Origin of the sequence: Rathayibacter sp. VKM Ac-2760 (genome assembly GCF_009834185.1) — a bacterium.
In the GTDB taxonomy this organism is placed as follows: domain Bacteria; phylum Actinomycetota; class Actinomycetes; order Actinomycetales; family Microbacteriaceae; genus Rathayibacter.
In genome coordinates this window covers 659448-679437 of the sequence record NZ_CP047173.1, presented here as the reverse complement: position 1 = coordinate 679437, position 19990 = coordinate 659448, and the positions used below count along the sequence as shown (strand labels likewise).

The window sequence follows — 19990 nt, the reverse complement described above, 5'->3', positions numbered from 1 at the left end:
ACGCGGGTGCTTTCGGTTGGAGGCGGGCGGGCGCGATCAGGCGAGCAGGATCGGGCCGTTGTCGAGGAGCCGGGTGGAGCCGACGATCGCGGCGACGAGCACGAGGGCCGGGCCGCGGTGGTCGTCGTCGACCGGCAGGAGCGTCGCCGGGTTCGCGACGACGAGGTACTCCAGCTTAACCAGCGGCTCGCCCATCGAAGCGGACTGGGCGGCGGCGATCACGGCGTCGATCCCCCGGTCGGCGGCGGAGGCGGCGGCCTCGAGCAGGAGCGGGATCGTCCGCGCGGCCCGGCGCTCGCGGACGTCGAGGTAGCGGTTGCGGCTGGAGAGCGCGAGGCCGTCCTCCTCGCGGACGGTCTCGACCGCCTCGATCGCGACGGGCAGATCGAGGTCGCGGACCATCCGGCGGACGAGGAAGAGCTGCTGCGCGTCCTTCTGCCCGAACATCGCGACGTCCGGCTGGACGATGTGGAGGAGCTTCGAGACGACGGTCAGCATGCCGTCGAAGTGGCCGGGGCGCGAGCGGCCCTCGTAGAGCGAGCCGACCTTCCCGGCGACGACGCGGGTGGAGGAGGGGCCGTCCGGGTACATCTCGGCGACGCTCGGCGCGAAGACGTGCTCGACGCCGCGCTCCTCGAGCAGGGCGAGGTCGGCCGCAAGGTCGCGCGGGTAGCGGTCGAGGTCCTCGTTCGGGCCGAACTGCAGCGGGTTGACGAAGATCGAGACGACGACGACGTCCGCCAGCTCGCGGGCCCGGTCGACGAGGGCGAGGTGGCCGTCGTGCAGCGCGCCCATCGTGGGCACGAGCGCGATCCGCGACCCGGCGCGCCGCGCCTCCCGCAGGGTCTCGCGGAGCTCGCCGATGCGTTCGATGGTGCTGATCACCCGAGAACCCTACCGGCGGGGCGCGCCGGCGCGAGTCCGGGCAGGGAGGCCTGGGGCTTCTTGCTGATCGAGTAGCCCGCGCAGCGGGCGTATCGAGATCCACCAGCGTCAGAACATGAGCCTGCAGAACCGCACTGCTGATGACGCCGGGTCTCGATACGCGTCTGCGGCGCTACTCGACCAGCATGGGGCGCGCCTCCGTCGGCAGGGCGGCGTCAGCCGGCGGCGCGGCGGAGGGCGTCGTCGACGGAGGAGCGGACGAGGCTGGAGAGGAAGAAGCCGGGCCGGTCGACGCCGATACCGGCGAGGAGGCCGGCGGCCTGCTCGACGATGGCGGTCGAGAACGTGGTCGCGGTGGAGACGGCCTCCGCGTAGGCGGCGCGGTCCGCCTCCGCGACGGTCACGGGCTCGCCGCCCATCTCGACGACGAGGGCCTGCGCGATCGGCAGCACCGGGCCGGGCGCGGTCACGGCGAAGTAGGTCTCGGCGAGGCGTGCCAGGTCGAGGCTCGTGCCGCTGAACGCCATCGCCGGGTGCACGGCGAGCGGGATGACTCCCGAGGCGAGCGCGGGCGCCAGCACCCCGAAGCCGTGCTCGGGGGCGGTGTGCAGCACGAGCTGGCCGGGCTGCCAGGCTCCGGTGGCGGCGAGCCCGGAGACGAGCGCGGCGATCTCGTCGCCGGGGACCGCGATGATCACGAGCTCACTCCGCTCGACCAGGTCCGGGATCGCGAGCACCGGGGCGCCCGGCAGCAGCGCGTCGACGCGCTCGCGCCCGGCGTCGCTCGTCGTCGCGACGCCGATGACGGCGTGCCCGGCGTTGGCGAGCGCGGCGCCGAGCACCGGGCCGACGCGGCCGGCGCCGATGATCCCGACGCCGAGGCGTCCGTCGCGGCGGGTGTCAGGCATACGGCTCCCCCTCGGGTGCGGCCCACGCGTCGCGGGGCGTCGCGGCGGAGGCGGTGCGCCGCCCCCAGTGGTGGCTCGCGTCGCGCTCGGCCGCGGCGGTCCCGGCCCGGCCGACCCGCTCGAAGAAGGCGACTCCGTCGGCGACGCTCATCACCGGCACCAGCGGCGTCACGGGTCCGGCGACCGTGTGCACGCGGGCCGAGGCGAGCCCGAGCAGGCGCTGGAGCGGACCCTGCTGCACGCCGACGCTCTGCATCCGCGCGAGCGGGACGACCGTGACGCGGCGCCAGACGGCTCCGCTGCGCAGGATCACGACGTCGGCGGCGAGGCGGAAGCCCGTGCGCCGCCAGGAGAACGGGCGGAGCAGCATCGCCGAGCGGGGTGCGCTGGTGAAGCCGGGTGCGTCACGGCGGCGGAGCGCGTCGCCGACCGGGGTCGCCTCCGCCCCGTCCGCAGCACTGGGGAGCAGCAGCGCGAGCACGCGCTCGACCGCGGCGAGATCGCCGACCGGGAGGATCGTGGTGTTCGGCTCGCCGTTCGCGCCCTGCGAGGCCGCGTGGCCGGCCCGGTCGATCTTGACCTGCCACCAGCCGAAGGGGCGCCAGAGCAGCGGCTGGGTGATCTCCACGGCGTGGATGCGACCCGGCGGGAGGGTGTCGCTGCTGGTCGAGAGCACGCCGTAGCCGACGCGGACGCCGTCGGGCGTGGCCGCGATCGAGTAGCGCAGCGAGCGCACGAACTGGCGGATGTAGTAGCTGCCGGAGCCGATCAGACCGGGCAGGATCGCGAAGAGCACGTAGGGCGAGCCGTAGACCGAGGTGAGGACGACGGCGACGATCGCCACGACCAGGAAGACGGTGAAGCCGCTGAACACCAGCGAGCCGAGCAGGCGGCCCGGCGGGATCGAGACGACCGACTCGGGCGGCGCCTCCTCCGGCTGCTCGCCGAACTCCTCGAGCCGGCGCGCGAGGAAGCCGCCGGCCGGCGCCTCCCCCGCGACCGCCTCCCGCTCGCGCACACCGGAGGCCAGTCGCAGGATGTCGCGGCGCAGGGCGTCGACCAGCCGCGAGCCGAGATAGGAGAGCTGCACGTTCGCGTCCTGCCCGGCGACGCTGACCTCGAGCTTCGCGGCGCCGAAGAGGCGCGCGAACAGCGGGCGCTGCACGGCGATGCCCTGGATCCGGTCGAGCCGCGCGCGGCGGTTGGTGCGGAACAGCACGCCGGAGCGCACCTCGACGATCTCCTCCGTGATGCGGAAGGTGTGCATCCGCCAGGACAGCCAGAAGGCGAGCACGGCGACGGCGAGGCCGGCGGCCACGGCGAGCAGCGCCCAGCCGATCAGCCCGCGATCGATCAAGGCGTCGACCGGGTCGCCGCTCTCGTAATCGCCGGGGCCGGGGAGGAAGAGCTCGAGCAGGCGCTCGCGGAGGTTGGTGATCAGGATGCCGAGGACGACCAGCAGGCCGATCCCGCCCTTCAGCACCGGCGTCGCCGGGTGCAGGCGGTGCCACTCGCCGTCGGCGAGGTCGGTCTCGATGCCGCGGACGGCGGGAGGAGCCTCGCTCACAGGCCGGCCCGGCGCGACTCCGCCAGCTGGACGAGCCGATCGCGCAGCTCCTCGGCGTCGCCGTCGACGAGCCCGGGGATGCTGACGCCGGTCGCCGCGGCGGCCGTGACGAAGCGCAGATCGGCCAGGCCGAGCGCGCGGGCGAGCGGGCCGCGGTTGACGTCGATGAGCTGCATCCGGCCGTAGGGCACCGAGACGAAGCGCTGGAACATGATCCCGCGGCGGAAGAGCAGGTCGTCCTCGCGGAGGCGGTAGCCGTAGGCCCTCGCCCGGCGAGGCGCGACGACGAGCATCGTCACGGCGAGGACCGCGGCGGCGGCCACGAGGATCCAGGCCCACTCGACGCCGATCAGCAGCAGCACCGTCGGGACGGCGAGCAGCACGACGCTCGAGACGACGGCCGACACGACCTCGACGGCGACGTAGCGCGGGGAGACCCGATGCCACGGGCCGGCCAGATCGAGGCGGTTCGCGGCCGGCTCGGCGGTCGGCGTCCCGGCCGGATCAGCGGTGGGCGCGGCGCTCGGCTCGGCGCTCCGCTCCGCCTCCGCGCTCGACTCGCGACGGCCGCCCTCCTGGGCGATCGCGGCGCGGCGGCTCAGCGGCTCCGCGGCGGCCAGCGGGGTCGGCTCCTGGTCGTCGGCCATGCTGACGTCCTCCCTGCCCGCGTCCGAGCGGGCGTCGTCGTCAGGCGTGGTTCACCTCGCCGACGGCGGGGTCGTCGTCGTCGGTCGGCGGGATGGTGCACAGGTGCTCGGCGACCAGACCGGCCACCAGCAGCACGATCGCGCCGACGATGGCGGCGACGTCCTGCCACACGGAGCCTAGCGAAGGGATCACCGGGCGGCTCAGCAGGTAGACGAGCACTCCGCCCGAGGCCCCGAGCAGCAGCGCGCCGACGAGGCTGGACGCCTTCGCGAGCACGACGACGCGCATCGCGCGGAACGGATCGATGGGCCGGCGCAGCGTCCCCTTCGTCGCCCGGTGTATGGGGATCGCGAAGCCGAGGACGAGCGCCGCGACCACCACGAGGGTGAGCGGGACGGTCAGCGGCGGGATCAGCACGGGGCGCCCGGCGGAGGCGATCGCCAGGTCGATCAGGAAGCCGGCGACGGCGCCCACGAGGCCGAGGCCGAGCAGGGTGCTGATGCGGGTGCGCTTCACGGAGTGCTGCTCTCGGGGTCGGGGAGGCCGGGGGCGGTGCGAGGCCGGGTGCGCCGCCACGCTATCGCCTCCGGCCGGTCGGTCACGCGGTCAGTTGCGCGGGCGCGCAGCTCGGCGACGGGGCCGTGCCCCGGCAGCACGGCGTGCGGCTCCACGTCGAGCCACGGCTCGAGCACGAAGGCGCGCTCGAAGGCGCGCGGGTGCGGCAGGGTCAGGTGCGCGTCCTCCCGGCGGACCCCGCCGACCGCGATCACGTCGATGTCGAGGGTGCGGTCGCCCCAGCGCTCCTCCCCCGCTCCGCGGATCCGCCCGCCGGCGACCTCGATCGCGGCGGTCGCGGCGAGCAGATCGTCGGGCTCGAGGGTCGTCGATCCGATCACCACGGCGTTGAAGTAGCCGGGTGCGTCCTCGTCCGTGCCGCCCGGCTTCCAGGCGGGCGACTCGACGACCTTCGACACGGCGTCGAGCCGCAGCCCGGGGGTCGTCGCGAGGGAGCGCACCGCGGTCTCCAGGTTCGCCAGCCGGTCGCCGAGGTTGCTGCCGAGCGCGAGGACGACGCGGCGCTCGGGCAGCATGCGCTGCGGGCGCGGCCTCACGCGCGCACCCGGGTGATCTGCACCGCGACGTCGTCGAACGGCAGCGGGATCGGCGCGTCGGGCTTGTGCACGGTGATCCGCACCACCTCGGCGGCGGCGAAGCCCAGCGCGACCGCGGCGAGGCGCTCCGCGACGGTCTCGATCAGATCGACCGGGTCGCGGGTGACGGCGTCGGCCAGCGCGATCGCGAGCTCGCCGTAGTGCACGGTCTCGGCGAGAGCGTCGCCGCCGGCCGCCGGCGCCAGATCGAGCCAGACCGTCGCGTCGATGACGAAGTCCTGGCCGTTCTCGCGCTCGAAGTCGAAGACGCCGTGATGGGCGCGCACGCGCAGTCCGGTCAGCGTGATCGAGTCGCGCAGCGCGAGCGCGGCGGCGTCGAGACCGGAGGGGGTGGCGGCGGGGTCGGTCACGGGAGCTCCTCCTGGAGGCGGGCGCCGAGCGCGAGGGCGCGGGCGCTCGAGCGGACGTCGTGCACGCGGACGCCCCAGGCGCCGCGGTCGGCGGCGACGAGGCTGAGCATCGCCGTCACCTCGTCGCGGTCGGCGGCGGTCGCTCCGGGCGGTGCGAACGGGGCGAGGAAGCGCTTGCGGGAGTGGCCGACCAGCACGGGCAGGCCGAGCGAGACGATCGCGCCGAGGTGCGCGAGCAGCGCCCAGTCGTGCCCGCCGTCCTTCGCGAAGCCGAACCCGGGGTCGAGGATCAGGCGGTCGTCGCGGATGCCCGCCGCCCGGGCCGCGTCGACCCGGCGCTCGAGCTCGGAGCGCACCTCCGCGACCACGTCGGAGTAGGTGGCGAGCCGGGTCATCCCCGCGCTGTGACCGCGCCAGTGCATCGCGATGTAGACCGCCCCGCGCTCGGCGACGAGGGGCAGCATCGCCGGGTCGGCCAGTCCGCCGGAGACGTCGTTGACCACGACCGCGCCCGCATCGAGGGCCGCCGCCGCGGTCGCCGCGCTCATCGTGTCGATGCTGACCCGGACGCCCTCGGCCGCGAGGGCGCGGACCACGGGCAGCACGCGGGCCTGCTCGGCCGCCGCGTCCACCCGTGCGGCGCCGGGCCGGGTCGACTCCCCGCCGACGTCGACGAGGTCGGCACCGAAGGCGGCCGGCTCCTCTCCCGCGGCGCGGGTCATGCCGAGGCCGTGGCGCACCGCGTCGTCGACGGAGAGCCAGCGGCCGCCGTCGCTGAAGGAGTCGGGGGTGACGTTGAGGATCCCGAGCAGGGCGGCGCGACCGGCCGGCGAGAGCTCGGCGACGGAGGGTCCCATGTCAGGCCTCCCGCGCGGCGCCGATCAGCGCGATGATCTCGGCGCGGGCGGCGGGGTCGGCGAGGGTGCCGCGCGCGGCGACGGTGACGGTGGAGCTGGCGGTCTGACGGGCACCGCGCATCCGGACGCAGCCGTGCTCGGCATCGACGACGACCAGCACCCCCTCGGGCGAGAGCCCGGCGTCGAGCACGTCCGCGATCTGCTCGGTCAGCCGCTCCTGCAGCTGCGGCCGCGAGGCGACGGTCTCGACCACGCGCGGGAGCTTGCCCAGCCCGACGACGCGCTCGCCGGCGCGGTAGGCGATGTGCGCGACGCCGGCGAACGGCAGCAGGTGGTGCTCGCAGACGGAGCGGAACGCGAGATCACGAACCACCACCGTCTGCGTGGCGGGCGGCTCGTCGCCCTCGACGACCGCGAACGTCTCGGCGAGGTGCGAGGCCGGATCGACGTCGAACTCGCCGAAGAACTCCTCGTACGAGTCGGCGAAGCGCCGCGGGGTCGAGGAGAGCCCCTCGCGGCCCGGGTCCTCCCCGATGGCCGCGAGGAGCTCGGCGACGGCGGCCTCGATGCGCGCCCTGTCGACCGGCACGGGTCCGCTACGCCGTCGTGGGGCGCGGGCTGATCAGCGGCGGACGCTGCGGAGCGACCTCCTCCGAGCCCTCCGAGACGACCGCGCCGTCGGTCGCTCCGGCGTCGATCGGCGCCTTGGCCGGCGGCATCGGGATCGGCGGCAGGTCGGACAGCGGGCGCTTGTCGCTCGAGAGCCACTGCGGGCGCTCGTCGATCTTGCGGACGTCCTTGAATATCTCGGCCAGCTGGTCGTGGTCGAGCGTCTCCTTCTCGAGGAGGTCGGCGGCCAGGCGGTCGAGGATGTCGCGGTTGGCGTTGATGACCTGCCACGCCTCGTCGTGCGCCTGCTCGATCAGCTGGCGGGTCTCGAGGTCGACGCGCTCGGCGATCTGCTCGGAGTAGTCCCGCTGGTGGCCCATGTCGCGGCCGAGGAACATCTCGCCCGAGGACGAGCCGAGCTTCACGGCGCCCACGCTCGAGGACATGCCGAACTCGGTGACCATCTTGCGGGCGATCGAGGTCGCCTTCTCGATGTCGTTCGAAGCGCCGGTGGTCGGGTCGTGGAAGACGATCTCCTCCGCGACGCGGCCGCCCATCGCGTAGGCGAGCTGGTCGAGCAGCTCGTTGCGGGTGGTGGAGTACTTGTCCTCCAGCGGCAGCACCATCGTGTAGCCGAGGGCGCGGCCGCGCGGGAGGATCGTGACCTTCGTCACGGGGTCGGTGTGGCGCATCGCCGCGGCGGCGAGGGCGTGGCCGCCCTCGTGGTACGCGGTGATCAGCTTCTCCTTGTCGCGCATGACGCGCGTGCGGCGCTGCGGACCGGCGATGACGCGGTCGATCGCCTCGTCGAGCGCACGGTTGTCGATCAGCTGAGCGTTGGAGCGGGCGGTGAGCAGCGCGGCCTCGTTGAGCACGTTCGCGAGGTCGGCGCCGGTGAAGCCCGGGGTCTTGCGGGCGACGACCTCGAGGTCGACGCCGCCGGCCAGCGGCTTGCCGCGGCCGTGCACCTCGAGGATCTTCTTGCGGCCGAGCATGTCGGGGGCGTCGACGCCGATCTGGCGGTCGAAGCGGCCCGGGCGCAGCAGCGCGGGGTCGAGGATGTCGGGGCGGTTGGTCGCCGCGATCAGGATCACGTTGGTCTTGACGTCGAAGCCGTCCATCTCGACCAGGAGCTGGTTGAGGGTCTGCTCGCGCTCGTCGTGGCCGCCGCCCATGCCGGCGCCGCGGTGGCGGCCGACGGCGTCGATCTCGTCGACGAAGATGATGGCCGGCGAGTTCTCCTTCGCCTGCTGGAACAGGTCGCGGACGCGGCTGGCGCCGACGCCGACGAACATCTCGACGAAGTCCGAGCCGGAGATCGAGTAGAACGGGACGCCCGCCTCGCCCGCGACGGCGCGGGCCAGCAGGGTCTTGCCGGTGCCGGGAGGGCCGTAGAGCAGGACGCCCTTGGGGATCCGCGCGCCGACCGCCTGGAACTTGGCCGGCTCCTTGAGGAACTCCTTGATCTCGTGCAGCTCCTCGATCGCCTCGTCGGCGCCGGCGACGTCGCCGAACGTGACCTTGGGCGACTCCTTCGAGACCAGCTTCGCCTTCGACTTGCCGAACTGCATGACGCGGTTGCCGCCGCCCTGCATGCCCGAGAGCATCAGCCAGAAGAACGCGCCGATCAGCAGGATGGGCAGGAGGAATCCGAGCGCGGAGAGGAACCAGTTGGTCTGCGGGACCTCGTCGTCGTAGCCGTCGGAGGGGGACGCGGCCGTGACCGCGTCCACGACCTCGGCGCCGCGCGGTGCCACGTAGTAGAACTGCACCTGCTTCCCGTTGTCGCCGTCGTCCTGCGCGAGGGTCAGGTCGACGCGCTGCTCGCCGTCGACGATCTTGGCGGAGACGACCTTGCCGTCCGAGAGGAGCTGGAGCCCCTCCTGCGTGCTGATCTGCCGGAAGCCCGACATCGTGATCAGCGAGGAGCCGATCCAGACCGCCACGATCGCGAGGACGACGTAGAGAATGGGACCCCGGAAGATGCGCTTGACGTTCATGAATGTTGCGGGCTGCGGCCCGGCACCTTTCTGACGAGGAAATGTGAGTGTCAGGCTACCTCCCGCTCTCTGAGCGCACGCCACGCGTTCGCCAGGGGCGGAGGAAGCGTCGGCTGGACGATCGGCGGTGGCTCTGCGGCCTCCTCCTGCACGCCGATCGAGCCGCCCGCGCAGCGGGGGCCCTCCTTGCTGATCGAGTAGCCCGCGCAGCGGGGGCCCTCCCTGCTGATCGAGTAGCCCGCGCAGCGGGCGCCCTCCGTGCTGATCGAGTAGCCCGCGCAGCGGGCGTATCGAGATCCATCAGCCTCAGAAGCCGAGTCTGCAGATCCGCCCTGCTGACGACAGCGGGTGTCGATACGCCCCTGCGGGGCTGCTCGACCGGCGTGATGCTCCCCACCGGGACGCGAGGCGGCTTCGCGGCCAAGCGACCAGCACGACGGCGGTCAGGCCGTCTCGAGCAGCGGCTCCGGATCGCGCAGCGCCGGCGCCAGACCGCGGCGGCGGCGCGCGGCGGCCAGCACGGTGACGGCCAGCGCGCCGAGGAGCCAGAGCGAGAGCACCAGCACGGCGTTCGCCACGCCGATGCCTCCGCCGGCGATCAGCGAGCGGAACGCCTCGACGGAGTAGGTCAGCGGCAGCACTCCGTGCACGATCTGGAAGAAGGCGGGCGCCGTCTCGATCGGGTAGGTGCCGCCGGCCGAGGAGAGCTGAACGACCATCAGCAGCAGCGCGAGGAAGCGGCCCGGCGCGTCGAGCAGGGCGATCAGCGCCTGGTTGATCGCGACGAAGGTGAGGCTGGTGAGCACCGCGATCCCGACGAGCGCCGGGAAGTGGGCCATGTCGACGCCGACGCCGAACCGGAGCATCAGCGCCGCGAGCACGCCCTGCGCCACCGCCATCACGGCGCCGGGGAGGTAGCTGCGCAGCGCGATGCGCCACGCGGGGCGGCGGGCGGCGAGGAGGCGCTCGCTCAGCGGCGCGCTCATCAGGTAGAAGGCGAGCGCGCCGACCCAGAGCGCGAGGCCGAGGAAGTAGGGCGCGAGACCGGAGCCGTACCCGGACACCCGATTTAGGCGCTCGGTGTCGAGCGAGACGGGGGCCGCGGCGACGGCGCTGAGCGAGTCCGCCTCGTCGTCCGTGTAGGAGGGGACGTCGGCGGCACCGTCGGCGAGATTCCCGGAGAGCGTCTCGGAGCCGGTCGCGAGCGAGTCGATCCCGGAGTCCAGAGAGCCGGCACCGGTCGCGGCGTCGGCGGAGCCCTGGGCGGCGTCGGCGGCGCCGCCCGCGAGCGCGCCGGAGCCGGCGGCGAGGGACGCGGTGCCCGGAGGCGAGCGTGCCCGCCCCGGCGGCCGCGCTGCCGATGCCGTCGGTGAGCGGGCCGACGCTGCCGGCGAGGGTGCCGGTGCCGGCCGCGACCTGCGCCGCCCGGAGTCGAGCGTGGCCGCCCCGGCGGCGAGGGACTGCGCGCCGGTCGCCAGGGACTGCGCCCCGGCGTCGGCCGAGGCGGCGCCGGAGGCGAGGGACTTCGTGCCGGTCGTCAGGTCGGCCGCACCGGTGGCGACCGCCGCTGTGCCCGCGGCGAGCGCGGTCAGCCCGCCCGAGGAGTCGCCGACGAGTGCCGACGAGCCGGCGGCGAGGGACTGCGCGCCCTGATCGGCGGCGGTCGCTCCGGCTGCGACCTGCGCGGATCCGGCCTGCAGCTCGGTGAGGAGCGCGAGGCGCTGGGTGTCGCTGAGGGTCGGGTACTGCGCGATCAGCGCCTGCAGTCCGGTGTCGACGGTCGCCGCTCCGGAGGCGAGGGCCGGGGTGCTCGCGGCGAGGGCCGCCGAGCCGTCGGCGAGCCGGGTCGCCGCTCCGAGCGCCGTCGCCGTGCCGTCGGCGGCCGAGGAGGCGCCGACGGTCAGGGACTGCGCGCCGGCCGCGGCGCTGGCGGCTCCGGCATCGAGCGCGGCCGTGCCGGTGGCGAGGGTCGCGGCGCCGGTCGCCAGGCCGGCCGCTCCGCCGTCGAGGGTCTCCGCCCCGGCGGCGACCGACTGCGCGCCGGAGTCGAGCGCCGCCGCCGAGGACGGCAGGGCCGCCGTCTCGTCCGCGAGCCGCTGCAGACCGGTGGAGAGGGTCGCCGCTCCGTCCGCGGCGGAGTCGGCGCCGGAGCGGAGGGAGGCGGCGCCCGTCGAGAGCTCCGCCGTGCCGTCCCGGAGCCGGTCGAGGCCGACGACGAGCCGGTTCGAGCCGTCGGCCGCGGTGCTCGCGCCGTCGGCGAGCTGCGTGGCGCCGTCGGCGGCCAGCTCGAGGCTGTCGTGCACGTCGGTGAATCCGACGTAGACGTTCTTCAGGTAGCTCTCGCCGACCTGCTTCTCCAGGGTCTGCGTGACGGTGCTGCCGATCGTCGCCGCGATGTTCCCGACGATCAGGTTCGCGCCGTCGTTCGTCTCGATCGACAGGGTGGCCGCCGTCGCAGCCAACGGGTCGTCCCCGCCGACCGAGGCGACGTCGGCCGAGAAGCCGGCGGGCACGGTCAGCACAGCGGAGACGGCACCGGAGGCGAGCTCGCGCGCGGCCTCGTCGGCGTCGGTCGGCGTCCAGTCGAAGTTCGAGGTGGAGGTGCTCGATGTCAGCTCCTCGGTCAGCGCGTCGCCGAGCGCGAGGGCGGAGCCGTCGGCGGCGGTCGCTCCGGTGTCCTCGTTGACGATCGCCGCGGGAACGGAGTCGAGGCGGTGGGTCGGGTCGAGGTTCGCCGTGGTGAGCAGGCCGGCGTAGATCAGCGGGATGAGCGCGACGGCGGAGAAGACGACGACGAGGCGCGGGGAGACGGAGCGCAGGCGCAGGAGCGCGGAGCGCAGGCGCGGGGTGGAGCGGCGGGGGGCGGAGGCGGGCATGGTCCTTCTACTTCTCGGGAGCGGGAGCGGTGGCGACGGCGGCGGCGGGGTGGTGCGCGGCGACTCCGGTGACGAGGAGCTCGGCGATGTCGGCCGAGGCGGCGGAGACGGGCCGGCGGGCGTCGCCGTCGAGCAGCCAGCCGACGACGAGCCAGACGGTCCCGGCGGCGAGGAGGACGGCGAAGCGCTCGACGCGCGCGCGGTCGCCCGCTTCCGCTCCGGCTCCGGCCGACGCGGCGGCGAGCGGCGAGAAGGTCAGCAGCCGCTGCGCGAGGAAGGCGACGACCGACTCCTGGACCGAGCGGGCGGTGCCGCCGTTCAGCGCGCGGCGGTAGAAGTCGGCGTGCTCGAGCAGGCCTGAGAGCAGCCCGCGGACGACGCGGGGCACCGCGGTCTCCCAGTCGTCCTCCGCGGCGGGCGGGGTGACGGCGGCGAAGAGGGCGTGCATCCGCTCGAGCGCGGCGGCCTCGAGCAGCGAGGGCACGTCGCCGAAGTGCTGGTAGAAGGTCGGGCGGCTGACGCCGGCCGCGGTGCAGAGCTCGGTGATCGAGGGCTGGTCGTCACCCGGCCGGTCGAGCGCGGCGGTGATCGCGGCGATGAGCTGGTCGCGCGAGCGGGCGAGGCGCGGGTCGGGCACGGTGATCTCCTCCGGGTCGGAGGCGCGGCGCGACTCCTTGACGTTCGTAAGATACCTTACATCCGTAAAGGAATGCACCTGCTGATCCCGGAGCCCCCGCAGCAGGCCCCCCGCCTTGCTGATCGAGCAGCCCGCGCAGCAGGCCCCCACCTTGCTGATCGAGCAGCCCGCGCGGCGGGCGTATCGAGAACCACCGGCGTCAGAAGTCCGGTCGACAGGCGCGGACCGCTGACGGTCGTGGGTCTCGATACGCCCCTGCGGGGCTACTCGACCAGCAAGGGGGGGGGCGCCCCGACGGGGCTACCCGATCAGCAGGGGGGGCGCCCCGGCGGGGCTACCCGATCAGCGCGGGGGCGCCGCTCCGCCGCGCCTCAGGCGGGCGTCTCGTCCGGCAGGTCCGCGAGGATCGTGGCGATCTCGGTGGTGTCGACGACGACGGCGCCGTGCGGCGTGAGGCCGGGGCTCTTCGGGGTCGGCACCGGCAGCCGCACCAGCAGCGCGCCCGGGTCGACGCTGAAGCGCCCGCTCGTGGTGCGGCCGACGGGGTCGCCGTCGAGCTCGGCGAGCACCGGCTGGTCGAGCTCGAACGAGAACTCGCGGCCGGGCCACTGGTGCAGCGACGCCAGGCCGTTGCGGTTGCCCGTCGCGACGTCGAGGGCGAGGCCGAAGCGCCGGCGCAGCAGCACCAGCTCCAGATCGCCGTCGTCGAGCACCGCGCCGGCAGCGAGCTCGATGTTCGCGACGACCGAGCTGCAGTTGCAGGCGAGCACCATCAGGGTGCGGGTCGGCGGCTCCGGCTTCCCGTCGATCGTCAGCGTCACCTCGAAGCCGGCCTTGAACATCACCTCGGCGCCCGCCGCGACGTACGCGCCCCAGCCGACCCGCTTCTTCAGCTCGTCGTCGGTCTTGTCCATGATCTCGGCGTCCAGGCCCACGCCGCCCATCACCATGAACACGCGCTCCTCGCCGTCGTCGAAGGTCGCGGTCCCCACGTCGATCGCGCGGTCCTGCCCGAGCAGCGCGATCTCGACCGCGTCGGCCAGAGAGCCGAGCGGGATGCCGAGGTTGCGGGCGAGCAGGTTGCCGGTGCCGCTCGGCAGGAGGCCGTAGGGGACGGAGGTGCCGCGCAGCACGGACGCGACCGCGCGCACGGTGCCGTCGCCGCCCATCGCGCAGACGAGATCGGCGCCCGAGTCCAGAGCGGCGTGCGCGGCTCCCGCGCCCGAGTCGTCGGCGCAGGTCTCGAACCAGAGCGGCTCGCTCCAGCCCGCCCGGCGGGCCACCGTGGCGACCACGTCCTGCGCCGCGCCGACCTCGTCGAACTTGCTCGGATTGATGACGACGGCGACCACGGGGCTGTCGGAAGGGGCTCTCACGGTCTCAGTCTGCTGTGCCGCGCCGGCCGTCCCGCACCGTGCGCCGCTCCAGCGTCGCCGCCGCCTCCGTCGCGAGGACCGCGCCGAGCTCGGCCGACAAGGTCGCAGGCAGGGTGGGCGGGGCGTCCCAGCGCGGGCCGGCGAGCAGCAGGCCGCCACGCGCGCTCGACCGCCACAGCGCGTCGACGCTGCCGGTGACGAAGTCGCGGATCCGCTCGGCGGACCCGGGATCGACCCCCTCCGCCGTCGCGAGATCGACCAGGTGCCGGTAGGCGATGCCGCCGAACAGCGCGCCGTCCCCCGCACCCTGCTCGACGAAGACGCCGTCGGGCGCGAGGCGCCGGAGCAGGTCGTCGGCGGTGCGGGAGGCGTGCACGAGCAGCCGCGGATCCGGGCGCAGCCGGTGCAGCGCGAGCGCCGCGCCGAGGTAGACCCCGTGGTTGTAGCTGAACGCCCAGTCGTCGCGGGCCGAGCCGCCCTCGCGGCCGATCCCGTCCGCGACGAAGCCGGTGTCGTCGTCGCGCAGTCGCACGTGCAGCCAGTCGAAGGCGGTGCGGGAGAGCTCCTCGCGGCCGTCGGGGCGCAGGCGCTCCAGCCGCGCGCCGAGGATCGCGAACGGACCGTTCGCCGGCGCGTTCTTGTAGTCGAGCTGCCGACGGCGCCAGGCGAGGCTCGCGCCGTGCCGGAGATTCCAGCCTCGGTCGACGGCGAAGCGCCAGAGCCGGTCGGCGCGGTCGAGCCAGCGGCCCTCCCCCGTCGCCTCGCCGAGGCGGGCGAGCGCTCCGCCGAGCCACATCATGTCGTCGAAGTAGCCGTTGACCAGCCGGCCGCCGTTGCGGATCCGGATCGCGCGGTGGATCCGCTCGGCGCGCTCGAGGTGCTCCGCGTCTCCGGTGCGCTCGAAGGCGTCGACCGCGGCGTCGATCGCGTGCGCGAGCCACCAGTAGTTGAACTCGAGATCCGCGCGCAGCGACGTCGGATAGCTCATGTGGTAGCCGAGCACCGGCACCGCGAAGAGCCGCTCGAGGCTCGACTGCGCCGCCTCCGCCCGCGCGGCCGCCGGGCTACTCGTAGACGTGGGGAGCCAGGATCGCGACATCGCGGAGGTTGCGGTAGCGCTCGGCGTAGTCGAGCCCGTAGCCGATGACGAAGTCGTTCGGGATGTCGAAGCCCACGTAGGCGACGTCGACCTCGACCTTGGCGGCCCGGGGCTTGCGGAACAGCGCGCAGATCTCGACCGACTCGGCGCCGCGGCTGCGCAGGTTGCCCTGCAGCCAGGAGAGGGTGAGCCCCGAGTCGATGATGTCCTCGACGATCAGCACCTTGCGGTCGGTGATGTCGGTGTCGAGGTCCTTCAGGATCCGCACCACGCCGGAGGACTTCGTGCTGCTGCCGTAGGAGGAGACGGCCATCCAGTCCATCACGATGTCGAGCTTGAGCTCGCGGGCGAGATCGGCCATCACCATCACGGCGCCGCGGAGCACCCCGACGATGAGCAGGTTCTCGCCGGCGTAGTCGCGCTCGATGGCGCGGGCCAGGTCGCGGATCCGCTCGTGGATCTCGGCCTCGGTGAAGAGGACCTCGGTGATGTCGTCGGCGATGTCGGCTGCTTCCACCCGGCCACTCTACGGGCGGCGACCCCGCACTCCCCTCCGCGAGATGCCACTTGTGCGCGCCTCTCGCGGCGTGTCGCGCGCACAAGTGGCATCTCGCGGCGGGGGGGGGGGGATCACACGGGGTCAGCGCGGGGCGAAGACGAGAGTGGCGGATACCCGGGTGGCTCGGACGCCGGGGAGGTCGACGCCCCTCTGGCCGTGCCAGTCGGTGACGAGGGCGGCGACGGCGAGGGTCTGGGAGCGGGAGAGGGCGACGCCGAACTCGTTCTGCACGACGAGGCGGATGATCCGCTGGCGGAGCGCCGGCGGGTCGGCGGCGAGGCCGCGGGCGTCGACGGTGACGTGGCCGTCGTCGTTCTGGCCGACGAGCTCGAGCGCCCAGTCGAGCGCCATCGCGTCGAGGGCGTCGCCGTCCTCGCGGAGCTGATCGGCCGTGCGGGCGAGCGCCTCCGCGACCCCCGGGCCGAGCTCGTCCTCGAGCACCGGCAGCACCGTGCCGCGCACCCGGACGCGGGTGTAGCGCGGATCGTCGTTGTGCGGGTCGCTCCACGGCTCCAGCCCGGCGTCGGCGCAGGCCGCGACGGTGCTCGCGCGCCGGATGCCGAGGAGGGGACGGCGCAGCACCCCGCTCACCGCCGCCATGCCGTGCAGGCTCGCGGCCCCGGCGCCGCGGGCGAGACCGAGGAGCACCGTCTCGGCCTGGTCGTCGAGGGTGTGCCCGAGGAGGACCGCCGCGGCGCCGGTCGCCGCCACCGCGTCGTCGAAGGCGCGGTACCGCGCGGTGCGCCGCCGCCTCCGGCCCCTCGCCGGCCGCCGCGACGGTGACGACCTCGCGCAGCACGGGCGCGAGACCCAGGGCGTGCGCCTGCCCGGCGGCCCGGCGCGCCGTCTCGGCCGACTCCGGCTGCAGTCCGTGGTCGACGATCACCGCGCCCGCCCGCCGACCGCCGCGCTCGGCCTCGAAGGCGACCGCCGCGGCGAGGGCCAGCGAGTCGGCTCCGCCGCTCAGCGCGACGAGCACCAGGACTCCCGGGTCGAGCTCGTCGAGGCTCGCGCGCACGGCGCGCCGGATGTCGGCGACGGCGGGAGTCAGGCGGGGGCGATCGGGCACATCAAGTAACGTTAGGCCAGCGATCCGGCCTGCGAGCGTGCGTGTCTGCATGCGCTCCCCGACCGGTCCGACCCGCCGATGCGCCGCCTCCGGCGCCACCGACTCAAGGAGCGAACATGGCCGCATACGACGTCGTCGTCGAGATCCCCAAGGGCAGCCGCAACAAGTACGAGGTCGACCACGAGACCGGTCGCGTCTACCTCGACCGCGTGCTCTTCACCTCCTTCGTCTACCCGACGGACTACGGCTACTTCGAGAACACCCTCGGCCTCGACGGCGACCCCGTCGACGCGCTGGTGCTGCTCGAGTACCCCGTCTTCCCGGGCGTCGGCGTCTCGGTCCGCCCGGTCGGCGTGCTCAACATGAGCGACGAGGCCGGCTCCGACGCCAAGGTGATCGTGGTCCCCGCGAAGGACCCGCGCTGGCAGCACATCCAGGACATCGGCGACGTCCCGGAGCAGACCAAGAACGAGATCAAGCACTTCTTCGAGCGCTACAAGGACCTCGAGCCGAACAAGTGGGTCAAGGTCGAGGCCTGGGGCGATGCGGCCGAGGCCGAGCAGATCGTCCAGGACGGCATCAAGAAGCTGGCCGAAGAGGGGCACTGACCCCGAAGGGTCCGCGAACGACGACGGACCCCGAACGACGGAACCCGCCCCGTCGAGTCGACCGGCTGCTGCCGGCGCCTCGAGGGGGCGGGTTCTCGTGTCTTCGGGCGGCGCTGTGGGGGCGGTGCTACGCCGTCGGGCGGCCGACCATGCCGGTCGGAGTGCCCCAGATGGAGTGCACGCGCACGGGCGAATTGGGGTTCGGCGCCTCGATCATCTGGCCGTCGCCCAGATAGATCGCGACGTGGTAGTAGTCGCCGGGCGAGTCCGACCAGAAGAGCAGGTCGCCGCGCTGGCGCTGGCCGTAGGGGACGAGCTTGCCCTCGTTCGCCATGGTGTTGTACTGGTTCGTCGCGGAGTGCGTGCCGATGTACTCGCCGGCGCTCGCGTACGACTGCTTGGTGAGCCCGGAGCAGTCCCAGACGTCGGGGCCCATGCCGCCGAGGACGTAGCGCTCGCCGAGCTGCGCCATCGCGTAGGAGATGGCGGTCTCGACCTGGTTCTGCTGCGGGGCGGGGTTCTCCACCGGGGCCGGAGCGGGCGCCGGGGCGGCGGGCGCCGGGGCGGGCGCCGGAACCGGGGCCGGAGCCGCTGGTGCGGCCGGCTCCTGCGGGGCGGGCTGGACGGCGGGCTGCTCGACGACGGGCTGGTTCGCTGCCGGCGCCGAGGGCTGGTTCGCGGCCGGCGCGGCGGGGCGGGAGCCCGACGACGAGGATCCGGACGACTGGGGCTGCGCGGCCGGCCGGGCGGCGGCGGCATCGGCCTCGGCCTTCGCGGCGGCGGCAGCGGCGGCCGCGGCGGCCTTGCGCTGCTGCTCACCGGCGAGGAACGCGGTCTCGATCTCGACCGTGGAGTCCTTGAGCAGCGCGAGCTGCGCGATGAGCTCCTCCGACTTCGCCTCCTGCGCCGCGAGGGCGGAGCGGGCGGAGGCGGCCGCGGCGTCGGCGCTCGTGCGGGCCTCGTCCGCCGCGTCCGAGAGCTTCTGGTGCTCGACGACGGCGACGTCGGCCTGCTCGGCCAGCGACTCGGCGTTCTGCTTGTCGGCGAGGGCGTCGGCGTAGACGCGCTGCGACTGCTCGGACAGCTGCGACATGGCGCCGAGCTGGTAGAGCAGGTCGCCCGCGTCCTGGCCCTTCGCGACGAGGCTCATCGAGAGGTCGCCGCCGGCGGAGCGGGAGAGGTGCGCGGCGAGGAGGCCGGCGCGCATCTGCGAGGTGTGCGCCTTCGACGAGGCCTCGTTCGCGCGGTCCTCGAGCTCGGCGACGGCGGCGGCCGCGGCGTCGAGCGCCTCCTGCGCCTGGCGCCAGGACTCGGCCTTCTTCATCGCGACGAGCGACGCGTCGTCGACCGAGGTCTGCAGACCGCCGATGAGGGCGGTGATCGAGTCGATCTCGGCCTGCTTGGTCGCCTCGTCGGTCTTCGCGTTCTGGACGTCGTCCCAGGACGGATACGCCGGGTCGTCCGCCTGAGCCGGGACGATGCCGAGGGAGGCGGTGACCGCGGTCACGGCGAAGGCGGCCGAGACCGCCAGCGGGAGCCTTCCCTTCCAGGCCCGCTCGCGAGGAGCGGGGGTGAAGCTGCGGGCGGTCTTCCGGGCGTCAACCAAGTGTCACTCCTCGTGCGGCCATGAACGGCTGGGCGTCCACGGCGGTGCCGTTGACGCGGGTCTCGTAGTGCAGGTGGCAGCCGGTGGAGGCGCCCGTGGTGCCGACGGCGGCGATCTGCTCGCCCGCCTCGACCCGCTGGCCGACGGCGACGTAGACGCCGCCGGGCATGATGTGCGCGTAGCCGGTGCTGATGCCGTCGCCGTTGCTGATCTCGATCCAGTTGCCGTAGGTGCCGAACCAGCCCGCGTAGGTCACCGTCCCGCTGTGGGCGGCGAAGATCGGGATGCCGCAGCCGCCGGCGATGTCGGTGCCGCGGTGGAAGGAGCTGGTCGAGCCGCCGCCGGTGGAGAGGCTGCCGCGCGGCCCGAAGGTGCCGGTGATCCGGCCCGACGCGGGGCGCACCCAGCCGGAGTCGTTGACCGCGGTCGAGCCGCCGCCCGCGGAGGGGGCCGGAGCGACGTAGCCGCCGCCCCCGGCCGCCGCCGCCGGAGGGCGCAGACGCCGCGGCCGCGGCACGAGCGGCCGCCGCGGCCTGACGCGCGGCCTCGGCCTGCGCCTGACGAGCGGCCTCCTCCGCGGCGAGCCTGGCCAGCCGCTCCGCCTCGCGGGCGGCGACGCCGGCCTCGTACTCGGCGACGGTCGTCGACTCGGTGTCGCGGAGGGCGGCGAGCTGCTGCTCGAGGACGATGCTCTGGTTCTGCTGCTCGGTGAGCGCGGCCTCCGAGGCGGCCTGCGCGGCCGTCGCCTCGGCGAGCTTGCTCTCCGCGGCGACGCGGAGCTGCTCGCGCGCGGCCGTCGCCACCTCCGCCTGGTCGCCGAGCGACGCGGCGGTGTTCTTCGCGGTGCTGGCCTGCTCGTAGATCGCGTTGGAGCGCTCGACCAGCTTGGTCATGTTGCCGATGCGGCCCAGGAGGTCGTCGGCCTTGCCGCCCTCGCCGTCGAGGAAGATGTTGACCGACAGATCGGTGCCGGTGGTGCGGTAGAGCTGAGCGGCCAGCAGGCCCGCCTGCTGCGAGGCGGCATCGGCCTCGTCGGCGCTGGCGGTCGCCTGGGTCTCGAGCCTGGTCGCCTCGTCGGACGCCTCGTCGAACTTCTGCTGCGCCGCGAAGTACTCGTCGCCGCGCTGCTGCGCCAGCTCCTGCGCCGCCGCGACCTCGCCCTGC

Annotated in this window: 19 protein-coding genes and 1 pseudogene; 2 read left to right on the top strand and 18 right to left on the bottom strand. The window is 74.2% G+C overall.

What is annotated here, in order from left to right; translation table 11 throughout:
- Positions 1-36 precede the first annotated feature (36 nt).
- The 16 genes and pseudogenes from panC to tilS all read right to left on the bottom strand — a co-directional run bounded on the left by panC (position 37) and on the right by tilS (position 16612).
- The gene (gene panC, locus GSU72_RS03010) at positions 37-885 is read right to left on the bottom strand and encodes a pantoate--beta-alanine ligase (RefSeq protein ID WP_159983606.1); all 849 of its coding nucleotides are present in this window, start codon (positions 883-885) and stop codon (positions 37-39) included.
- 215 nt (positions 886-1100) lie between these two features.
- Complete coding sequence (locus tag GSU72_RS03005; protein ID WP_159983604.1) at positions 1101-1793, bottom strand: Rossmann-like and DUF2520 domain-containing protein; 693 nt, start codon at positions 1791-1793, stop codon at positions 1101-1103.
- Positions 1786-3360 carry a PH domain-containing protein gene (locus GSU72_RS03000; RefSeq protein ID WP_159983602.1) on the bottom strand — a complete coding sequence of 525 codons (1575 nt, stop codon included), beginning with the start codon at positions 3358-3360 and terminating at the stop codon, positions 1786-1788. Before GSU72_RS03000 ends, GSU72_RS03005 begins: the two co-directional genes overlap by 8 nt.
- The gene (locus GSU72_RS02995) at positions 3357-4007 is read right to left on the bottom strand and encodes a PH domain-containing protein (protein ID WP_159983600.1); all 651 of its coding nucleotides are present in this window, start codon (positions 4005-4007) and stop codon (positions 3357-3359) included. Before GSU72_RS02995 ends, GSU72_RS03000 begins: the two co-directional genes overlap by 4 nt.
- 40 nt (positions 4008-4047) lie before the next feature.
- The gene (locus tag GSU72_RS02990; RefSeq protein WP_159983598.1) at positions 4048-4524 is read right to left on the bottom strand and encodes a DUF3180 domain-containing protein; all 477 of its coding nucleotides are present in this window, start codon (positions 4522-4524) and stop codon (positions 4048-4050) included.
- Positions 4521-5120, bottom strand: a complete 600-nt coding sequence (gene folK, locus GSU72_RS02985; RefSeq protein WP_244255946.1) for a 2-amino-4-hydroxy-6-hydroxymethyldihydropteridine diphosphokinase — start codon at positions 5118-5120, stop codon at positions 4521-4523. Before folK ends, GSU72_RS02990 begins: the two co-directional genes overlap by 4 nt.
- Positions 5117-5530, bottom strand: a complete 414-nt coding sequence (gene folB / locus GSU72_RS02980) for a dihydroneopterin aldolase (RefSeq protein WP_244255945.1) — start codon at positions 5528-5530, stop codon at positions 5117-5119. Before folB ends, folK begins: the two co-directional genes overlap by 4 nt.
- Complete coding sequence (folP, locus tag GSU72_RS02975; protein ID WP_159983596.1) at positions 5527-6387, bottom strand: dihydropteroate synthase; 861 nt, start codon at positions 6385-6387, stop codon at positions 5527-5529. The genes folB and folP overlap by 4 nt, the downstream gene beginning before the upstream one ends.
- A 1-nt stretch (position 6388) precedes the next feature.
- A complete protein-coding gene (gene folE / locus GSU72_RS02970) occupies positions 6389-6976 on the bottom strand; it encodes a GTP cyclohydrolase I (protein WP_159983594.1) in 588 nt (195 codons plus the stop codon).
- A gap of 7 nt (positions 6977-6983) precedes the next feature.
- The gene (gene ftsH / locus GSU72_RS02965) at positions 6984-8996 is read right to left on the bottom strand and encodes an ATP-dependent zinc metalloprotease FtsH (RefSeq protein WP_159983592.1); all 2013 of its coding nucleotides are present in this window, start codon (positions 8994-8996) and stop codon (positions 6984-6986) included.
- A 443-nt stretch (positions 8997-9439) separates the two neighbouring features.
- On the bottom strand, positions 9440-11872 hold the full coding sequence (locus GSU72_RS02960) for a YhgE/Pip domain-containing protein (protein ID WP_159983590.1): 2433 nt from the start codon (positions 11870-11872) through the stop codon (positions 9440-9442).
- A 7-nt stretch (positions 11873-11879) separates the two neighbouring features.
- Positions 11880-12587, bottom strand: a complete 708-nt coding sequence (locus GSU72_RS02955) for a TetR/AcrR family transcriptional regulator (protein ID WP_159983588.1) — start codon at positions 12585-12587, stop codon at positions 11880-11882.
- A 293-nt stretch (positions 12588-12880) separates the two neighbouring features.
- Positions 12881-13885, bottom strand: a complete 1005-nt coding sequence (locus GSU72_RS02950) for a diacylglycerol kinase family protein (protein WP_159983586.1) — start codon at positions 13883-13885, stop codon at positions 12881-12883.
- Between the two features lie 4 nt (positions 13886-13889).
- Positions 13890-14984 carry a glycoside hydrolase family 76 protein gene (locus GSU72_RS02945; protein ID WP_159983584.1) on the bottom strand — a complete coding sequence of 365 codons (1095 nt, stop codon included), beginning with the start codon at positions 14982-14984 and terminating at the stop codon, positions 13890-13892.
- Positions 14950-15501 carry a hypoxanthine phosphoribosyltransferase gene (hpt, locus tag GSU72_RS02940; RefSeq protein WP_159983582.1) on the bottom strand — a complete coding sequence of 184 codons (552 nt, stop codon included), beginning with the start codon at positions 15499-15501 and terminating at the stop codon, positions 14950-14952. Before hpt ends, GSU72_RS02945 begins: the two co-directional genes overlap by 35 nt.
- A gap of 123 nt (positions 15502-15624) precedes the next feature.
- Positions 15625-16612 (bottom strand): annotated as a pseudogene (gene tilS / locus GSU72_RS02935) (tRNA lysidine(34) synthetase TilS).
- A 116-nt stretch (positions 16613-16728) separates the two neighbouring features.
- Between tilS and ppa the strand changes: the two are divergent.
- Positions 16729-17220: an inorganic diphosphatase gene (gene ppa / locus GSU72_RS02930; protein ID WP_159983580.1), complete on the top strand. Its 492-nt coding sequence runs from the start codon at positions 16729-16731 to the stop codon at positions 17218-17220.
- Positions 17221-17347: 127 nt separating this feature from the next.
- Here ppa and GSU72_RS02925 read toward each other — a convergent pair whose 3' ends face one another.
- Both GSU72_RS02925 and GSU72_RS02920 read right to left on the bottom strand, forming a co-directional pair.
- The gene (locus GSU72_RS02925) at positions 17348-18826 is read right to left on the bottom strand and encodes a C40 family peptidase (RefSeq protein WP_159983578.1); all 1479 of its coding nucleotides are present in this window, start codon (positions 18824-18826) and stop codon (positions 17348-17350) included.
- Entirely contained in the window at positions 18819-19343 is a 525-nt protein-coding gene (locus tag GSU72_RS02920) for a M23 family metallopeptidase (protein ID WP_159983576.1), read from the bottom strand. The genes GSU72_RS02925 and GSU72_RS02920 overlap by 8 nt, the downstream gene beginning before the upstream one ends.
- Positions 19344-19534: 191 nt before the next feature.
- Here GSU72_RS02920 and GSU72_RS02915 point away from each other — a divergent pair, with 191 nt between their 5' ends.
- Positions 19535-19687 carry a hypothetical protein gene (locus tag GSU72_RS02915; protein ID WP_159983574.1) on the top strand — a complete coding sequence of 51 codons (153 nt, stop codon included), beginning with the start codon at positions 19535-19537 and terminating at the stop codon, positions 19685-19687.
- The last annotated feature ends 303 nt before the right edge of the window (positions 19688-19990 follow it).